This window comes from Vulgatibacter sp., from assembly GCF_041687135.1.
Classification (GTDB): domain Bacteria; phylum Myxococcota; class Myxococcia; order Myxococcales; family Vulgatibacteraceae; genus JAWLCN01.
This window is the reverse complement of sequence record NZ_JAWLCN010000018.1, coordinates 7,501-25,177: the sequence shown is the minus strand read 5'-3', so window position 1 is coordinate 25,177 and position 17,677 is coordinate 7,501. Positions and strand designations below refer to the sequence as shown.

Here is a 17,677-nt window from a genome sequence, read left to right as displayed (position 1 = left end):
GGCTTCAGGCTCCAGCCGCTTCGAGGTCGAGGGAGATGTCCACCGCCCGGGCCTGGTGGGTGATCGCGCCCGCGCTCACGAAATCGGCGCCGGTGGCTGCGAGCCGCGGCAGGCGCTCGAACGTGATGCCGCCGGAGATCTCCACCAGCGCCCTGCCCGCCACCGCCCGGACGGCCTCGGCGATCGTCTCGTCGCCCATGTTGTCGAGGAGGATCACGTCGGCCCCTGCTTCCGCCGCGCGGCGGGCGCCGTCGACGTCCTCGACCTCCACCTCGATCTTCGTGAGCGAGGGGGCGCGCAGGCGCGCGAGCCGGATCGCCTCCTCGATCGAGCCCACCGCCGCCAGATGGTTGTCCTTGATCAGGACGCCGTCGTAGAGGGCGAAGCGGTGGTTGCGGGCGCCGCCTGCGCGGACCGCCGCCTTCTCGAGGACGCGGTGGCCCGGGATGGTCTTCCGGGTGTCGAGGAGCTGGAGCTTGCCGCCCTCGAGGGCCTCGACGTAGCGCCGGGTCAGGGTGGCGATGCCGCAGAGCCGCTGGAGGAAATTCAGGGCCGTGCGCTCGCCGACCAGGAGCGCGCGAACGGGACCATCGACCGTCCCGAAGACGCTGCCGGGCTCGATCACCCGGCCCTCCTCCACGTGGAAGCGGATCTGGCAGGAGGGGTCGACCGCGCGGAAGGTGCGCCGGGCAGCTTCCGTGCCGGCGAGCACCATGCGCTCCTTGCAGAGGAAGACCGCGCGGCCATGGGCGCCTTCGGGAATGAGCGCCTCGCTGGTGAGGTCACCGGGACCCACGTCCTCCAGCAGCGCCAGATCGATCAACCGGTCGAGGAAATCCACGGTGGCATCCTTCCGATGTGGAGCACGGCGGCTCCGCCCGGGCGCAGGTTGAAGCCTCGGGCTGCCTCGCGCAAGCGTGGAAGGCCTGCTTTTTCGGTGGGCCGGACCGCTATTCCAGGGGCGCGGTCCGGCCCTGCTGCGTCGTCACCCGCGCCTGCTTCCGCCGCGGCCGCCACCCTTCGCGCCGCGGCCCGTCGGCGCGCTGCGGCCGCCGCCACCACCGTGGCCCTTCGCGGCGGTGCCCCTGCTGCCCTTGCCCTCGGCGACGCCGCTCTTGCCGGAGCCGCGGACGGTCTCGGTGCCCGCCCCACGGGAGAGACCACGGCCCTTGAGCTCCGCCCTCGCTGCCGACCTGCTGGTGGCGGTGGCGCGACCGGTGCGCGCGATTGTGGCGGCGGCACGCCGGGCCCCTGCCCTGCCCCCCGCTGCAGCGCCTGCAGGCGCGCGGGCGACGGTGCCGGCCCGCCGCGTGCCCGGACGCCCGGTCTCCGCGGTGGCGCCGACGCGCCGCGTGGTGCGGGTCGTGCCGCCGGCTGCGGTGCGCTTTGCGCCGGTCGCAGCGCGCGTGGTGCTCGCCGCTGCTGCCCGCTTCGTCGTGCCGGCCGCTGCCCGCTTCGCCGTGCCTGCGGCAGCCCGCTTCGCCGTGCCTGCGGCAGCCCGCTTCGTCGTGCCTGCGGCAGCCCGCTTCGTCGTGCCTGCGGCAGCCCGCTTCGTCGTGCCTGCCGCTGCCCGCTTCGTCGTGCCCGCCGCAGCCCGCTTCGTCGTGCCCGCCGCAGCCCGCTTCGTCGTGCCCGCCGCAGCCCGCTTCGTCGTGCCCGCCGCCGCCCGCTTCGTCGTGCCCGCCGCCGCCCGCTTCGCCGTCCCCGCAGCGCGCTTCGTCCCTGCCGCAGCCCGCTTCGCCGTCGAGGCCGGCTTCGCAGCTCCTGCCGCCCGCCGGGTCGGGGCCTTCTCCGTACCGCTGCGACGAGCGGCAGCGGTGCGGCTCCCTGCCGTTCGACGCCTGGCGACCTCTCCCTTCGCCGCCCGTGCCCCGCGACGCCGCGTCGTGCCGCCGCTGCTGCGGCTGGCGTCGCTGCCACCAGCCTCCCGGTCCGCACCGGGCGAACCGACCGACTCCGTGTCCGGATCCTGCACCATCCCGCTCTCCGGCCTCTCGTACGTGCTCATCGACATGGGTTCCGTTCCTCTCGCCTGCTGCGGCGGCGTTGCCAGCCACCGGTTCGATCTGCCACCGCCGGACCACCGGCGGCCGAAGCGCTCGCGGCCCACACGCCGCGCACGAAGAAGAAAGTCACGATGTCCGCATAAGGCACGTGCACAGGAACGGGAACCGCCCGCCACGCCGGGCCAGATGGCGCGGCGGGCGGGCGGCGTGCGGCACGAGACGCTTGGCTCGATCAGCTCCCGATCCGCTCCAGGTTCTCGCGCACCTTGGCGAGACGGGCCTCGAGCTCGTCGGCCTGCGCGCGATCCTTCACCACCACCTCCGGCGGCGCCTTGGCGACGAAGCCGGGGTTGTCGAGGCGCTTGCGGATCTTGCCCACCTCGAGGTCGAGCTTCAGCGCGTCCTTCTCGAGCTTGGCGCGGAGCTCGTCCACGTTGACGAGACCGCCGATCGGCAGGCGGATCTCGATGCCGCGGACGAGGATCGCGGGGCTGTTCGCAGGCCATTCCGCTGCGGCGCTGCGCGGGGTGAAGCTCGTCACCCTGGCGAGGCGCTTCAGCCAAACGGCCCGCTCCGCGAGCCAGCTGGCGCCTTCCGGATCGGTGTCGAAGAAGAGGTCGACCTCCACCCCTTCGGGAACTGCGAGGTCGACGCGCAGCGAGCGCACGGCCTGCACGATCTCGATCAGCGTGTCGAAGCGATCGGCCTCCGCATCCTCCATCCGGTCCGGATCGGGGCGCGGGTAGTCCGCCACCATGATCGAACCCGGGTCGGCGGGATCGCGCGGCAGCTTCTGCCAGATCTCCTCGGTGACGAAGGGCATGAACGGGTGGAGGAGGCGCAAGGAGCCGTCGAGGACGTCGCGGAGCACCCGGGCGGAAGCAGCCTTCTCCTCCGGGCTCCCTTCGTAGAGCCGCGGCTTCACCAGCTCGATGTACCAGTCGCAGAGCTCGCGCCAGATGAACTGGTAGACCCGCGAAGTGGCGTCGTTGAAACGGAACGCCTCGAGGGAGGCGACCACGTCGGCGACGGCCCGGTGGAAACGGGTGAGGATCCAGCGATCCGGATCGGCGAGCTTCGACTCGTCGAGGGGCTTCGACATGTCGACGGCGCCCATGTGGAGCATCGAAAAGCGGGCCGCGTTCCAGATCTTGTTGGCGAAGGCCTTGTAGCCCGCGACGCGATCGAGGGAGAGCTTGATGTCGCGGCCCTGCGCGGTCATCGACGCCAGGGTGAAGCGCAGCGCGTCGGCACCGTACTGCGAGGAGACGTCGAGGGGATCGATCACGTTCCCCTTCGTCTTCGACATCTTCTGGCCCTTGTCGTCCCGCACCATCGCGTGGAGGAAGACGGTCTTGAAGGGCACCTCGCCCATGAAGTGGAGCCCCATCATCATCATCCGGGCGACCCAGAAGAAGATGATGTCGAAGCCGGTCTCCATCACGGCGTTCGGATAGAAGGTCTGCAGCGCCTTCGTCTGCTCGGGCCAGCCCAGCGTGGAGAAGGGCCAGAGGCCGGAGGAGAACCAGGTGTCGAGGACGTCGTCCTCCTGCCGCAGCTCCTTCTTGCCGCATTCGCCGCAGGCTTCCGGCGTTTCCCGGGCCACCGTTGCGTGGCCGTCCGGGCAGTACCAGGCGGGGATGCGGTGACCCCACCAGAGCTGGCGGCTGATGCACCAGTCCTGGATGTTCCGCATCCAGGACATGTACGTATTGGTCCACTGCTCGGGGATGAAGACCGTGTCGCCCTTCTCGACCGCCTCGATCGCGGGCCGGGCGAGCGGCTCGATCTTCACGTACCACTGCGGGGAGAGCCAGGGCTCCACCACCGTGCCGCAGCGCTGGCAGCGGCCGAGGGCGAGGAGGTGCTCCTTCTCGCCGCGGGTGAGGCCGAGCGCCTCGAGCTTCTCCTTCACCGCGGTGCGGGCGGCGAAGCGATCCATCCCGGCGAAGGGACCACCGGCCTCGTTGAGCGTGGCGTCGGCGTCGAGGATGTTGATCGACTCGAGGCCGTGGCGCTTGCCCACCTCGAAATCGTTGAAATCGTGGGCCGGGGTGATCTTCACCGCGCCGGTGCCGAAGGCGGGGTCGACGAGGACCGCGTCGGCGATGATCGGGATCTCGCGTCCGCTGAAGGGATGCTTGACCGTCTTGCCGATGACCGCCAGGTAGCGCTCGTCGTCCGGGTGCACGGCGACGGCGGTGTCGCCGAGCATCGTCTCCGGCCGGGTGGTGGCCACCACGATCTCGCCGGAGCCGTCGGTGAGCGGGTAGGCGAACTGGAAGAGCTCGCCCTTCGCGTTCTCCTCGTGATCGACCTCGAGGTCGGAGAGCGCGGTGCGGTCGTTCGGGCACCAGTTGATCAGCCGGTTGGCCCGGTAGATCAACCCCTCCTCGTAGAGCCGCACGAAGACTTCGCGCACCGCCTTCGAAACGCCCTCGTCCATGGTGAAGCGCTCGCGTTCCCAGTCGAGGCTCGCACCGAGGGCCATCTCCTGCTCTTTGATCCGGTGGCCGTACTTCGCCTTCCAGTCCCAGATCCGCTCGAGGAACGCCTCGCGGCCGAGGTCGTGGCGGCTCGTGCCCTCGGTCTTCTTCAGCTCGCGCTCGACGACCATCTGCGTGGCGATGCCGGCGTGGTCGGTGCCGGGGAGCCACATCGCGTTGAACCCGCTCATCCGCTTCCAGCGGATCAGCACGTCCTGGATCGTGGTGGTCAGGGCATGGCCCATGTGCAGCGAGCCCGTCACGTTGGGCGGGGGCAGCACGATCGAATAGGGCGGCTTGTCGGCGTTCTCGTCGGCGTGGAAATAGCCGCGGTCCATCCAGAACCGGTACCACTTCGATTCGACGTCGGTGGGCTCGTAGCCCTTGGGCAGCTCGGGGGTCGTGTCGCTCATAGGTCGGCGCAGAAAAAAGCACGCGGCGAGGCCCGTCAAGAGCTCTCGCCGCGCGATCGGGGAAAGAAGTGGAGAAAGCGGGTCAGGCCTGCTCGCGCCCCTCGCGGGCGCGGACGAGGCGCTCGACGTGCTCGCGGAGGATCACCTCGGCGAGCTGGGGGACGACCTCCCAGGCGATCCGCTCGATCACCTCGCGGGAGGCGGCGGAGATGGCGGCGCGGAGGGCAGCCTCCCCGCCGTCGTCGGCTGCTGCAACGGGCGCTTCCGGTGCCGCGGCGGTGGCGCCGAGGAAGGCGCTGGGGGCCGCTGCCTCCTCGAGGAAGGCGGCGGCGTCGGCGCCGCCCCGCTGCACCGGCAGGGTGAAGGGAGATTCGAGGGCCTCGCCCTCCACCGCCGCTTCGCCGTCGAGGGACTCGTCCACCGGCGAGGCGAGCAGCGCCTCCACCGGCATCGGCTCGTCGGCAGGGAGCGGCAGGTCGGCGTAGGCGTCGATCGGATCGACGACGCTCGACTCGTAGGAAGGAGCCGGTGCCCTCTCCACTGCAGGCGCCGCCACCGCAAACGCAGGTGCGTCGTCGCCGGCAGCGGTTCTCTCGAGCAGGGCGTCCTGCACCGGGAGGGCCGGCGCGTCGTCGCCGGCGGCGGTGGCCTCGAGGGCCGGCGCAGCCTGCGGGAGCGACGGGGCGTCCGCGCCAGCAGCGGTGGCCTCGAGGCTGGCAGCCGGGGCCGCCAGGGTCTCGTCGTCGACCGGAGGCGCAGCGGCGATTCCCTCGTCGGCGACGTCGAAATCCTCCTCGACGTCGACCAGGATCTCCTCGTCCCCCAGCTCCAGCGGCTCGTCCACCGCAGGGGCGACGGGTGCGGCGATCGCATCCGCCTTGCGACCGGCGTCGGCGAAGGCTGCGGCGAACTGGTCGTCGGCCGGCATGCCCCACGCGTCGACAGCCGGGGCCCTGGGCGCCGGCGCAGCGGGAAGCTGCGCGTCGAAGAAGGTCTGCGTCCGCTCCGGAGCCGGCGGCGCCACCGGCGCGCTGGCGATCGGACGCGGAGCCGGCGACGGCGCGGCCGCAGCGCGCGGCGCTGGCGCCGGCGCGAAGGCTGCCGGGGGCTGGGCCCGGAGCGGTGCCGGCGGGGGAGGCAAGGGCGCGGCAGGTGCTGCAGGGCGCGGCGGCAGGATCACCGACGGCGGCGGACGCGGCGCCGCTGCCAGCGGCGCCGGCGCGGGCTGGCGCAAGGCCTGCGGCGGCACCGGGAAGGCGGGCGCTGCGGGACGGGGCGGCGCGGCGACGGCGGGCTGCTGCGCCACCACGTTCGCCGGGCCTGCGGGAACGGCCTGCCTGCCCTCGATCAGCTCCCGCACCTTCTCGAGGAGCCGGGTGCTCTCGAAGGGCTTGGGCATGTGGCCGTCGAAACCGGCGGCGCTGGCGCGGGCCTCGTCGAAGGGCTCGAAGGTGCCGGCGAGGAGCAATACGGGGATGTGCTTCGTGGCGGGATCGGCCTTGATCGCCTCGCACACCTGGTAGCCGTCCCGGCCCGGCATCACCACGTCGGCAAGCACGATGTCCGGCTGGAGCTCGCGCGCCCTGGCGATGGCGTCCTCGCCATTCGCCACGGTGGTGACCTGGTAGTCCTCGTGGGCGAAGACGATGGCGACGACCTTCTGGATCGTGACGGAGTCGTCGGCCAAGAGCAGCTTGCGCGGCATCGATCACGCCTCCCGCCGGAGCAGGAGGTGCTCCGGTTGGCCCGCCCGACGGGTCGCCGCCGAGAGAGCGCGCACCGGCCCAGCCATGCGGGATTTCAGGGCAGAGAGTCTCCACATCGACCGTGGAAAGTCAATCTTTCGGCGGACTTGGCCTCGCACCTCCGCCGACCCGGTGGAAGCGCCTCGCACCGGTCGTTCGAGAGCGCCCGGTCAACCCCGCGGGCGGCGCAGGCCGCCGACGGTGAGCTGGTGGACCGCCGGCTCCGGCGGTTCCGCGCCACCCTCCCCCGCCTCCTCCGCCGCTTCGACCTCCTCGTCGGAGGCGCCGGCGACGAGGAGCCGGTATTTGGTGTCGGCCTTCGCGGCCTCCTCCGCCTGCTCGGGATCGAGCCGCTTGAGCAATTCGAAGAAGAGCGCCGCGTGTTCCTTCTCCTCGTTCATCACGTGGCGGATCACCCGCTTGGCGTCCTCGTTGTCGGTGGCGTCGATGTGCGCGGCGTAGAGGTTCACCGCGTCGAGCTCGGCCTCGAGGTCGAGGCGGATGGCCCGGGCGAGCTCCGAGTCGGTCATCTTCCGGGGAACGAGGCTGTGGAACGGATCGGTCTGGGGCATGCCTTCCTCCGAAGCAGGCGGCCAAGCTATGGGCGGCCCGACCTACCCTGCAAGGGTGCGATCGCACGGAGGGTGGACCAGGAAACAACGCGCAAAAGACGAGCGGGATCACGGTTTCCCGTGTCCCGCCGGAGTGTTCAGCCGGGGCTCGCCCACCCGGAGCCCACCCTCGCGGATGGGCTCCGGGCAGCGGGGGCCAGGAAGGAGCCGACCTAGTGACCCACGGGAAATCTAGGGCCGCCCGAATGGGGTGTAAAGCTGGCCGGGCCGACCAGGAAGCCGGCGAGCGGGCAGCGCCGCCCATCCCGGGCCTGTCCCGCCTATACTGCGCCGATGTTCTTCCGCTCTCCGAAGATCGACCACCTCCTCGAGCGCTGCGCGGCGCACCTCGGGGCCGACGAGCCCGAGCACGCCCTCGCGGTCGCCGAGGAAGCGGTCCGCACCGCCCCCCGCAGCGCCGCCGCCCACGTGCAGCGGGCTGCTGCGCTGGTGGCCCTCGATCGGCTCGAAGAAGCCCTGGGGAGCTACGAGCGCGCGCTGGAGCTCGACCGCAAGCATCCGGACGCGCTGCTCGGCGCTGCCGATCTGCTGATCGGCGTCCTCGGCGGGGCGCCCGAGAAGCTGGAACGGGGCCTCGCCCTCGGCGAGCGCGGGGTCAAGGTCGCGCGCAAGGCCGGGGACGAGCGCCTCGCCGGCGAATTCCTCCTCCTCGAGGCGGTCGCGTTCAACGAGCTGGGCAACCCGCGCCTCGCCCTCGAGCGGGCGGATGCTGCCATCGCCGCCCTCGGGCCGGAGCGCGACGCGCAGGTGGAGCGCGGCGTCGCCCTCTTCGAGAGCTGCCTTTTCGACGAGGCCCGCCGGCAGTTCGAGGCGCTCCTCGGGGCGGACGAGGACGAGCCGTGGGCCCACCACTACCTCGGCCTGCTCGCGGAGCGCAGGGGCGACGCCGCAGCAGCGGAGCTCCACTTCGGCAGGGCGCGCGCCCTGGCGCCGGAGGAGTTCCCGGTGCCGATCACCCTGAGCGAGAAGGAGTTCGACCGGGTGGTGGAGCAGGCGCTGGCGCGGCTCCCGGAGCCGGTGCGCCGCTATCTCTCCAACGTCGCCATCGCGGTCGAGCCCGTACCCGCCGAAGGAGATCTCGCCGGCGGCGACGTCTCGCCCACGGTCCTCGGCCTCTTCCGCGGCAGCCCGCTGGCAGAGAAGGCGAGCATGGATCCCTGGGCCCATTTCCCCAGCTCGATCCTGCTCTACCAGCGCAATCTCGAGCGCTTCGCCAGGGACCGCGAGGACCTGATCGAGCAGATCGACGTGACCCTCCTCCACGAGGTCGGCCACTTCCTCGGCTTCGACGAGGACGACCTCGCGGAGCGCGGGCTCGACTAACGCCCCATGGGATGGCCCATCGGGTGGGTTCGTGTATGTTCCGGGGCAGTTTCCGCCGGCTCCCTGCAGGGCCACCGGGCCCCTCCTCCTCGACCCGCACCGAACCGGACCGGGATTGCTTCCGGGGCAGCCGCCCCGCTCCAGGAGCCGTCGATGCGCGCCGTCCGCCCGTTCCACCTCACCGCCCTGCTCCTCGGCGTGGCGCTCGCCGCCTGCCATACCGTCGAGGAGCCCGACGCCGGCGACGAGAAGGTGCTCGACGTGCAGGTCTCCGTCGAGCCGCAGGTGATCCCGGTCCACTACGGCGGCACGGTCGCCTTCGCCGCCGCGGTCGACGGCGATCCCGCCGGTGCGGTGAAGTGGTCGGTGCTCGAGGGGCCACCTGGCGGCAGCATCGACGCGGCGGGGATCTACACCGCCCCGTGGACGCCGGGCACCTTCACGGTGGTCGCCACCAGCGTCGCCAACCCGCGGCGCCGCGCCACCGCGGAGGTGACGGTGGGCGAGGTGGCGATCACCCTGGCGCCGGAGACGCTCGAGGCGCCGCAGGGCGACACCATCGACTTCGCCGCCACGGTGACCGGCACCTGGGACACGGCGGTGACCTGGACCGCCGAGGTGGGCGAGATCTCCGCGGACGGCATCTACCAGGTGCCCCACCGCGAGGGGACCTTCGACGTCACCGCCACCAGCGTGGCCGACCCGACGAAGAGCGCGAGCACACCGGTGGTGGTGCAGGAGCTGCTGGTCTCGCTCGATCCCTGGGCGGTGACGATGGACCAGGGCGAATCGGTGCAGCTGGCGGCGGTGCTCGACGGCACCACCGACGGCAGGGTCACCTGGAGCGCCGAGGTGGGATCGGTGAGCGAGGACGGCCTCTACACCGCGCCCTTCTTCGCCGGGACCTTTCCGGTCCGGGCGACCAGCGTGACCAACCCACGCAAATCGGCGGCGGCCTCGGTCACCGTCCAGGCGGTCACCGTCCTCCTCACGCCGTGGTGGGTCGAGCTCGACCAGGGCGGCAGCCTGCAGATCGAAGCCGTGCTCGAGGGGACCGTCGATCAGCGGGTGACCTGGAGCGCCAGCGGCGGCGAGGTGACTGCCGAGGGGCTGTACACGGCGCCGCACGCGCCGGGCGACGTACACGTCACCGCCGCCTCGGTGGGCGATCCCAACGGCAAGGGCACGATGACGGTGCGGGTGCGGGAGGTGGGGGTCGAGGTGGAGCCGAGCTGGATCCAGCTCGGGCCCGGCGCCGGCACCACCTTCGTGGCGACGGTGCGCGGCACCACCGAGGCCGGGGTGCAGTGGAGCGCCGACGCTGGGACGATCGGCGAAGGCGGCTTCTACACCGCGCCGATCGAGCCGGGGGTCTACACGGTCACCGCCACCAGCCTGGCGAACGAGAGCCGGCTCGCCACCGCCGCCGTGCACGTGGTGGCGCCGGCTGCGGCGCTCGGCTGGGACGATCCCGCCGAGGAGGAAGGGTGGCGCCTGGTCGAGAACCCGGTGCGGAGCAGCGCCGATCGGCTGGTCCTCGATCTCGTCGGGCCCGGCGCCTCGCGGATCGACCTGCGCCTCGCCCTCGCCCCTGCAGCCCGCTTCGCCAACCTCCCCGGCTCCGAAGCGCTCGCCAGCGGCGCAGCCCTCGTCACCAGCGCATCGCTCGATGACGGCGCGCTCGTGCTCGAGGCAGAGCGGGAGCGGATCGCCGAGGCGGACGAGCCGCTCCTTTCCTTCGCGATCGAATGCCCCTGCACCGGCAGGGGCCCCCTCGCCCTCGAGGTGCTCGAGGCGGTGGTGGACGGGACGGCGCCCATCGACGTCGCGGTGGGAACGCTGCGCCTCGAGTGACGCCGCGCAGACCCGCGGTCCGGCGCCCTTGCCGCAGGCGCCGCCTGCAGGCCGCTCCGATCGCCTGGCGCAGCTCCCCCGGGCGCCGCTGGGGCAGCTGCTCGCCCAGCGCCACCGCGCGCACGGAGGCCCAGCCGGCCCTTCCGCGGATCAGCTCGCGCTGCGCCTTGCGACCGCACCAGCTGGCGACGATGCCATCCGGGTTGCGCCGGGCCATCCGCTCGAAATTGGCGTCGAGGAAGGAGCTCACCTTCGGCTTCTGCCGCGCCTCCTTGGGGCGGACGGTGGAGCCGGAGACCCCGACCACCAGATCCCCAGCACCGATCCGGTAGAGCGTCTCGGTGATCTCCTCGGTGAGGCAGACCACCCGCCGCGGGTGGGGCGGCGCCTGTGCGAGCAACGTGCCGATCGACATGGCGCAACCATCGCCGCGGCCCCGCCCGATCCGCACGTGACGGATTTGTGATGACGCGTGTTACCGTCTCGCCGATCTGCAAGGAGGCAAGTGATGCATGGGTACCGGATGGCCGCAGTGCTGGTGCTGCTCGTGGCCGTGGGCAGCGTGGGTTGCGGCACCGAAGAGAACGACGAGGAAGGCGCCGGCGGCGCGGGGGGCGTCGGCGGCACCGGGGCGGCCGGCGGGAGTGGCGGCTCCGGTGGAGGCGAATCGCCCAAATGCGAGGTGGACGCCGACTGCGCGGAGGGCGAACTCTGCCTGCTCGACGGCGAATGCGCCGTGCTCTGCACCGCCGACGAAGAGTGCGCCCAGGGCGAGAGCTGTGTGGAGGTCGAGACGGGCGGCGTCACGATCTGCACACCGGCTGCGACGACCGACTGCGAGACCGACGCGGACTGCACCGGCGACGAGGTCTGCGCCGACGGCATGTGCCTCGCGTCGGGCTGCAGCTCCTCCGCCGATTGTGAGGAGGGCGAGGCCTGCGTCGCCGGCAGCTGTGTCGCCGATGCCGGCGGCAGCTGCACGACCACCGCCGACTGCTACGCCGACGTGTCCTACTGCGCGGACCTCGGCACCGAGACCGCCTGCGTCGACGTCTCCTGCGGAGGCGATCTCAACAGCTGCTCCCGCTGCGCCCTCGGGCCGAACGGCGGCGCCATCGACGCGAGCGGCCCGCTGCTATTCTTCCCCGAGCAGTTCGGCAGCTGCGAGCAGGATCCCAACGTCTGCCTCCCGGGCGCCGCTCCCTTCGCCTGCACCTTCACCGTCCTCGCCTTCGACCCGGACGACGACCTGCCGACCACCGGCCTGAACGAGGCGATCCGGACGATCACCGCCACGGCTGCCGAGCTCGCCACCTTCGGCACCTCCAGCCGGACCAGCGGCAACTTCCAGCAGTTCACCTTCCGCAGCTGCTTTCCGGAGACCAGCTCCGGAAACATCGGGACCGCCGTCGTCCTCCGGGACCAGGCGGGCAACGACTCGCAGTCCCTGTGCATCGACGGCAGGCTGCAGTAGCCCCACCCGGCGCCGCTCCTGCGGCCCATACGCAGAAGGCCGGGCCCCCAGTGGGAGCCCGGCCTTCTCGTTTCAGCAGCTAGCGGCAGGCGCCGCTCCGATCATTCGCCGCCAGCGGCGAGGACCGACTCCACTTCCTGCACCGCGTCCACCGGGGTCTCGACCTCGATGTCCACGTGCTTGTAGGCGGAGACACCGGTGCCCGCCGGGATGAGGCGGCCCATGGTGATGTTCTCCTTGAGACCGCGCAGGTAGTCGATCTTGCCGGAGATGGCCGCCTCGGTGAGGACCTTGGTGGTCTCCTGGAAGGACGAAGCCGAGATCCACGACTCGGTGGAGAGCGAGGCCTTGGTGATGCCGAGGAGGAGCGGCTCGCCCAGTGCGGGACGGCCACCCTCGCGCATCACGCGCTCGTTCTCTTCCTCGAACGCGAACTTCTCGACCGTCTCGTCGATGAGGAAGCTCGTGTCGCCCACGTCGGTGATGCGGATGCGGCGGAGCATCTGCCGCACGATCACCTCGATGTGCTTGTCGTTGATCTTCACGCCCTGCAGTCGGTAGACCTCCTGGATCTCGTCCACGAGGAAGGCCGCCAGGGCGTTCACACCGAGCACGCGGAGGATGTCGTGCGGGTTCGGTGCGCCGTCCATGAGCGCCTCGCCTGCCTTGACCCGATCGCCCTGGTGCACGCTGATGTGCTTGCCCTTGGAAATCAGGTACTCGCGGGCGAGGTCGGCCTGCAGCTTGCCGCCCACCTCGGGGGTCACGATCACCTTGCGCTTGCCCTTGGTGTCCTTGCCGAAGGAGACGACGCCGTCGATGTCGGCGACGACCGCGAACTCCTTGGGCTTGCGGGCCTCGAAGAGCTCGGCGACACGCGGCAGACCGCCGGTGATGTCCTTGGTCTTCGAGGTCTCGCGGGGCATGCGGCCCATGACCTCGCCGGGGCCGATCACGTCGCCGTCGGAGACGGTGATGTTGGCGCCCACCGGCAGGAAGTAGCGGGCCTCCTGCTCGGAGTTGATGAGGGTCCTGGTGTTGCCCTCCTCGTCCTTGATGGTGATGCGGGGCCGCGCGTTCACATCGCGCGACTCGATCACCACCTTGCGGGAGAGACCCGTCACCTCGTCGAGCTGCTCGCTCATGGTGACGCCTTCGACGATGTCGCCGAAGCGCACCACGCCGCCGACCTCGGCGAGGATGGGCACCGCGTAGGGATCCCACTCGGCGAGGAGCTGCGCAGCCTCGACGCGGGAGCCGTCCTTCACCAGGAGCTTGGCGCCGTAGACCACGCCGTACCGCTCACGCTCGCGGCCCGAGTCGTCCACGATGGCGAGCTCACCGTTGCGGTTCATCGCCACGATGGAGCCGTCGTTGCGGGTCACGTAGTGGAGGTTGTGGTACTTGACCGTACCGGCGGTGCGGTTCTCGATGGTCGACTGCTCCGCACGACGGGACGCCGCACCACCGATGTGGAAGGTGCGCATCGTCAGCTGCGTACCCGGCTCGCCGATCGACTGCGCCGCGATGACGCCGACGGCCTCGCCGAAGTTGACGCGGCGGCCGCGGGCGAGGTCACGCCCGTAGCACTCCATGCACACGCCACGGCGGGCCTGGCAGGTGAGCACCGAGCGCATCTTCACCTTGTCGATGCCGGCGTTCTCGATCTTGCGGACGTTGGCCTCGTCGATCTCCTCGTTGGCGGCAACGAGGACCTCGCCGGTGACCGGGTCGAGCACGTCGTCCAGGGCCACGCGGCCGAGGATGCGCTCGCCGAGCGGCTCGATGATCTCGCCGCCCTCGACCAGCGCGGTGGCCTCGATGCCCGAGAAAGTGCCGCAGTCGTACTCGTTGATGATCGCGTCCTGGGCCACGTCCACCAGACGGCGGGTGAGGTAACCGGAGTTCGCGGTCTTGAGCGCCGTGTCGGCCAGACCCTTGCGTGCACCGTGCGTGGAGATGAAGTACTGCAGCACGGTGAGACCCTCGCGGAAGTTCGCGGTGATCGGGGTCTCGATGATCTCGCCCGAGGGCTTGGCCATCAGGCCGCGCATACCGGCGAGCTGGCGGATCTGCTGGGCAGAACCACGGGCGCCGGAGTCGGCCATGATGAAGATCGGATTGAACGAGGGCTGCCTGCGCTCCTCGCCGTTCCGCTCCGCCACCTCGGTCGAGATCTTGGTCATCATCTCGGCGGCCACCTCCTCGGTGACCTGCGCCCAGATGTCGATGACCTTGTTGTAGCGCTCGCCGTCGGTGATGAGGCCCTCGAGGTACTGCTCCTCGATCTCCTTCACTTCCTTCTGCGCACGCTCGAGGAAGACGGCCTTGGCCTCGGGGATCAGCATGTCCTTCAGGCCGACCGAGATGCCGGCGCGGGTCGCCTGGGTGTAGCCGGTCGTGCGGAGACGATCGGCGAGGAGCACGGTCTCCTTCTCCCCGGAGAGGCGGTAGCAGAGGTCGATCAGGCCACCGAGTTCCTTCTTGCCGAGGCTCTTGTTGTAGGCCTCGAAGGGGATCGCGGAGGGCATGATCTCGCAGAGGAGCGAGCGACCGACGGTGGTGGTCTCCCGCTTGCCGTTGATGCGGCAGGTGATCTCCGCCTGGAGATCGACCTCGCCGTGATCGTAGGCGGCACGAACCTCGGCCACGGAGGCGAAGGTCTTGCCCTCGCCCCGGGCGAACTCGCGCTTGCGGGTCATGTAGTAGCACCCGAGCACGATGTCCTGCGACGGCACGATGATCGGCTTGCCGTTCGCGGGCGAGAGGATGTTGTTCGTGCTCATCATCAGGATGCGGGCCTCGAGCTGGGCCTCGATCGAGAGCGGCACGTGGACGGCCATCTGGTCACCGTCGAAGTCCGCGTTGAACGCGGTGCAGACGAGCGGGTGCAGACGGATCGCCTTGCCTTCGGTGAGCACGGGCTCGAAGGCCTGGATGCCGAGGCGGTGCAGGGTCGGCGCCCGGTTCAGGAGAACCGGGTGCTCCTTGATCACCTCTTCCAGGATGTCCCAGACCTCGGGACGCTCCTTCTCCACCATCTTCTTCGCGCTCTTGATGGTGGTGACGTAACCCTTCTCTTCGAGCTTGTTGTAGATGAACGGCTTGAAGAGCTCGAGGGCCATGACCTTGGGCAGGCCGCACTGGTGGAGCCGGAGCTCCGGGCCCACCACGATCACGGAGCGGCCGGAGTAGTCGACGCGCTTGCCGAGGAGGTTCTGGCGGAAGCGGCCCTGCTTGCCCTTGAGCATGTCGCTCAGGGACTTGAGCGGGCGCTTGTTGGGACCGGTGATGGTCTTGCCGCGGCGGCCGTTGTCGAAGAGCGCGTCCACCGCCTCCTGCAGCATCCGCTTCTCGTTGCGGATGATGATGTCGGGGGCGTTGAGCTCCATCAGCCGCTTCAGGCGGTTGTTGCGGTTGATGACGCGGCGGTAGAGGTCGTTCAGGTCGGAGGTCGCGAAGCGGCCGCCGTCGAGGGGGACGAGGGGCCGGAGATCCGGCGGGATCACCGGGATCACCTCCATCATCATCCACTCGGGCTTGTTGGCGGACTCGCGGAACGCCTCCATCACCTTCAGACGCTTGGCGAGCTTCTTCCGCTTCGCGTCGGAGGTGGCGACCTTCATGTCCTCGCGGAGCTCCACGGCCAGCTTGTCGACCTCGATGGTCATCAGCAGGTCGCGGACCGCCTCGCCGCCCATGCCGGCGGAGAAGGCGTCGTCGCCGTACTCCTCGCGGAGCTTCGAGTAGCGGTCCTCGGAGAGGAGCTCGCAGCGCTCGAGCGGCGTGTTCTTCGGATCGACGACGATGTACGACTCGCAGTAGAGGACCTTCTCCAGGTCCTTCAGCGTGATGTCGAGGATGTTGCCGATCCGGCTGGGCAGCGACTTGAGGAACCAGATGTGGGCCACGGGCGTGGCCAGGGTGATGTGGCCGAGGCGCTCACGACGCACCTTCGACTGGATCACCTCGACGCCGCACTTCTCGCAGACGACGCCACGGTGCTTCATGCGCTTGTACTTGCCGCAGTTGCACTCGTAGTCCTTCACCGGCCCGAAGATCTTGGCGCAGAAGAGCCCGTCCCGCTCCGGCTTGAAGGTGCGGTAGTTGATCGTCTCGGGCTTCTTCACCTCACCGTGCGACCACTGGCGGATCTTGTCGGGCGAAGCGAGCGAGATGCGGATCGCCGAGAAAGAGAGGGGATCCTTCGGCTTCTCGAAGAAATTGAAGATGTCCTTCACGTTGCCTCCCCTGGAGCGCCGGCCTCATCGGGCGGGCGCTCCGGGAAAAACCTGCTGGGCGAAACCGTGGGCCGGGTGGGAAATCCCCACCCGGCAATTCACTCGGCGTTAGAGGATGCCGCCTGCCTTCTTCGGCTCGGGCTGGGGCTCTGCACCCCGCTCCCCCTCTTCCGCCGGCGCGGTCTCCAGGAGCTCCACGTCGAGCGCGAGGCTCTGGAGCTCCTTCATCAGAACGTTGAACGACTCGGGCAGGCCCGACTCGAGAACGTTGTCGCCCTTGACGATCGCCTCGTACATGCGGGTACGGCCCACCACGTCGTCCGACTTGACGGTGAGGAACTCCTGCAGCGAGTAGGCGGCACCGTAGGCCTCCATCGCCCAGACTTCCATCTCGCCGAGTCGCTGGCCGCCGAACTGCGCCTTGCCGCCCAGCGGCTGCTGGGTGACGAGCGAGTAGGGCCCGATGCTCCGGGCGTGGATCTTCTCGTCCACCAGGTGGTGGAGCTTGAGCATGTACATGACGCCGACGGTCACATCCTGATCGAAGGGCTCGCCGGTGCGGCCATCGAAGAGGATCGACTGGCCGGTCTCGGAGAGACCTGCCTGCGCCATGAGCCCGAAGATCTCGTCCTCGCGGCCGCCGTCGAAGACGGGGCTGGCCACGTGGATGCCCTTGTTCAGGCGACGGCCGAGCTTGATCACCTCGGCGTCCTCGACCTCGTCCAGGAAGGCGTGCAGCTCCTTGCCCGGGTAGGTCGCCTTGAGCTCCTTGCGAACGGCGTCGGCGCCCATCTTCTCCGCGAGCTCCGCCAGCTTGATGCCCATGCCGCGGGCAGCCCAACCGACGTGGGTCTCGAGGATCTGCCCGATGTTCATGCGCGAAGGCACGCCCAGCGGGTTGAGGACGATGTCGACCGGCGTGCCGTCGGCGAGGTACGGGAGGTCCTCCTCGGGGAGGATCCGCGAGACCACGCCCTTGTTGCCGTGGCGGCCTGCCATCTTGTCGCCGACCTGGATCTTGCGCTTGATGGCCACGTAGACCTTGACCATCTTGATCACGCCCGGCGGGAGCTCGTCGCCCTTCTTCAGACGGGCGATCTTCTCGCCGAAGGTCAGCTTGATGACCTCGCGCTGCTCCTCGAACGACGCCACCACCTGCTTGACGTACTGCTCGACGCCCTCGGCGGCGATCTCCTCGAAGTACTTCACGGGGATGTCGCGGAGCCGCTCCTCGGTGAGCTTCTCGCCCTTCTCGAGCAGCGTGTTGCCCTTGTCGTCGACGAGCTTGGCGTCGGTGGTCTTCCCCGACAGCATCCGGCGGATCTTCGCGTAGGCGGAGTCGCGCAGGATCTTGATCTCGTCGTTCTGGTCCTTGAGGAGCTTCGCTTCCTCGGCGGCCTCGATCTCCTTGGCGCGCTCGTCCTTGTCGACGCCCTTGCGCGAGAAGACCTTGGCGTTGATCACGGTGCCGACCACGCCCGGGGGGACGCGGAGCGAGCTGTC

10 protein-coding genes and 1 pseudogene (1 of these 11 cut by a window edge) are annotated in these 17,677 nt (G+C 70.2%); 3 read left to right on the top strand and 8 right to left on the bottom strand.

Annotated features, from left to right (window positions below; all coding sequences use genetic code 11):
- Positions 1 to 4: 4 nt before the first annotated feature.
- The 5 genes from nadC to ACESMR_RS23570 all read right to left on the bottom strand — a co-directional run bounded on the left by nadC (position 5) and on the right by ACESMR_RS23570 (position 7,222).
- Positions 5 to 841, bottom strand: coding sequence for a carboxylating nicotinate-nucleotide diphosphorylase (gene nadC, locus ACESMR_RS23590; protein ID WP_373049589.1), 837 nt, complete (start codon positions 839 to 841; stop codon positions 5 to 7).
- 144 nt (positions 842 to 985) lie between these two features.
- Entirely contained in the window at positions 986 to 2,014 is a 1,029-nt protein-coding gene (locus ACESMR_RS23585; protein WP_373049588.1) for a hypothetical protein, read from the bottom strand.
- A 224-nt stretch (positions 2,015 to 2,238) separates the two neighbouring features.
- A complete protein-coding gene (locus tag ACESMR_RS23580) occupies positions 2,239 to 4,905 on the bottom strand; it encodes a valine--tRNA ligase (RefSeq protein WP_373049587.1) in 2,667 nt (888 codons plus the stop codon).
- Between the two features lie 82 nt (positions 4,906 to 4,987).
- The gene (locus tag ACESMR_RS23575; protein ID WP_373049586.1) at positions 4,988 to 6,610 is read right to left on the bottom strand and encodes a response regulator; all 1,623 of its coding nucleotides are present in this window, start codon (positions 6,608 to 6,610) and stop codon (positions 4,988 to 4,990) included.
- 210 nt (positions 6,611 to 6,820) lie between these two features.
- On the bottom strand, positions 6,821 to 7,222 hold the full coding sequence (locus ACESMR_RS23570) for a demethoxyubiquinone hydroxylase family protein (RefSeq protein WP_373049585.1): 402 nt from the start codon (positions 7,220 to 7,222) through the stop codon (positions 6,821 to 6,823).
- Between the two features lie 333 nt (positions 7,223 to 7,555).
- On the opposite strand from ACESMR_RS23570, the gene ACESMR_RS23565 reads away from it, so the two are divergent.
- Both ACESMR_RS23565 and ACESMR_RS23560 read left to right on the top strand, forming a co-directional pair.
- Positions 7,556 to 8,605 (top strand): metallopeptidase family protein, encoded by a 1,050-nt coding sequence (locus tag ACESMR_RS23565; protein WP_373049584.1) that lies wholly within the window; start codon positions 7,556 to 7,558, stop codon positions 8,603 to 8,605.
- 153 nt (positions 8,606 to 8,758) lie between these two features.
- Positions 8,759 to 10,459: a hypothetical protein gene (locus ACESMR_RS23560; RefSeq protein ID WP_373049583.1), complete on the top strand. Its 1,701-nt coding sequence runs from the start codon at positions 8,759 to 8,761 to the stop codon at positions 10,457 to 10,459.
- Positions 10,460 to 10,655: 196 nt separating this feature from the next.
- Here ACESMR_RS23560 and ACESMR_RS23555 read toward each other — a convergent pair.
- Positions 10,656 to 10,874, bottom strand: a pseudogene (locus tag ACESMR_RS23555) (ABC transporter substrate-binding protein); the annotation flags it as partial.
- A 93-nt stretch (positions 10,875 to 10,967) separates the two neighbouring features.
- Here ACESMR_RS23555 and ACESMR_RS23550 point away from each other — a divergent pair.
- Positions 10,968 to 11,933, top strand: coding sequence for a Dickkopf N-terminal cysteine-rich domain-containing protein (locus ACESMR_RS23550; RefSeq protein WP_373049582.1), 966 nt, complete (start codon positions 10,968 to 10,970; stop codon positions 11,931 to 11,933).
- Between the two features lie 101 nt (positions 11,934 to 12,034).
- On the opposite strand, the gene rpoC is transcribed toward ACESMR_RS23550, so the two are convergent.
- Both rpoC and rpoB read right to left on the bottom strand, forming a co-directional pair.
- A complete protein-coding gene (gene rpoC, locus ACESMR_RS23545; protein ID WP_373049581.1) occupies positions 12,035 to 16,174 on the bottom strand; it encodes a DNA-directed RNA polymerase subunit beta' in 4,140 nt (1,379 codons plus the stop codon).
- Positions 16,175 to 16,282: 108 nt separating this feature from the next.
- Positions 16,283 to 17,677 carry the final stretch of a DNA-directed RNA polymerase subunit beta gene (gene rpoB / locus ACESMR_RS23540; RefSeq protein ID WP_373049580.1) on the bottom strand. 2,838 nt of this gene lie beyond the right edge of the window, so the window shows 1,395 of its 4,233 coding nt (coding positions 2,839-4,233); the start codon falls outside the window, past its right edge — the gene reads right to left on this strand; it ends in the stop codon at positions 16,283 to 16,285.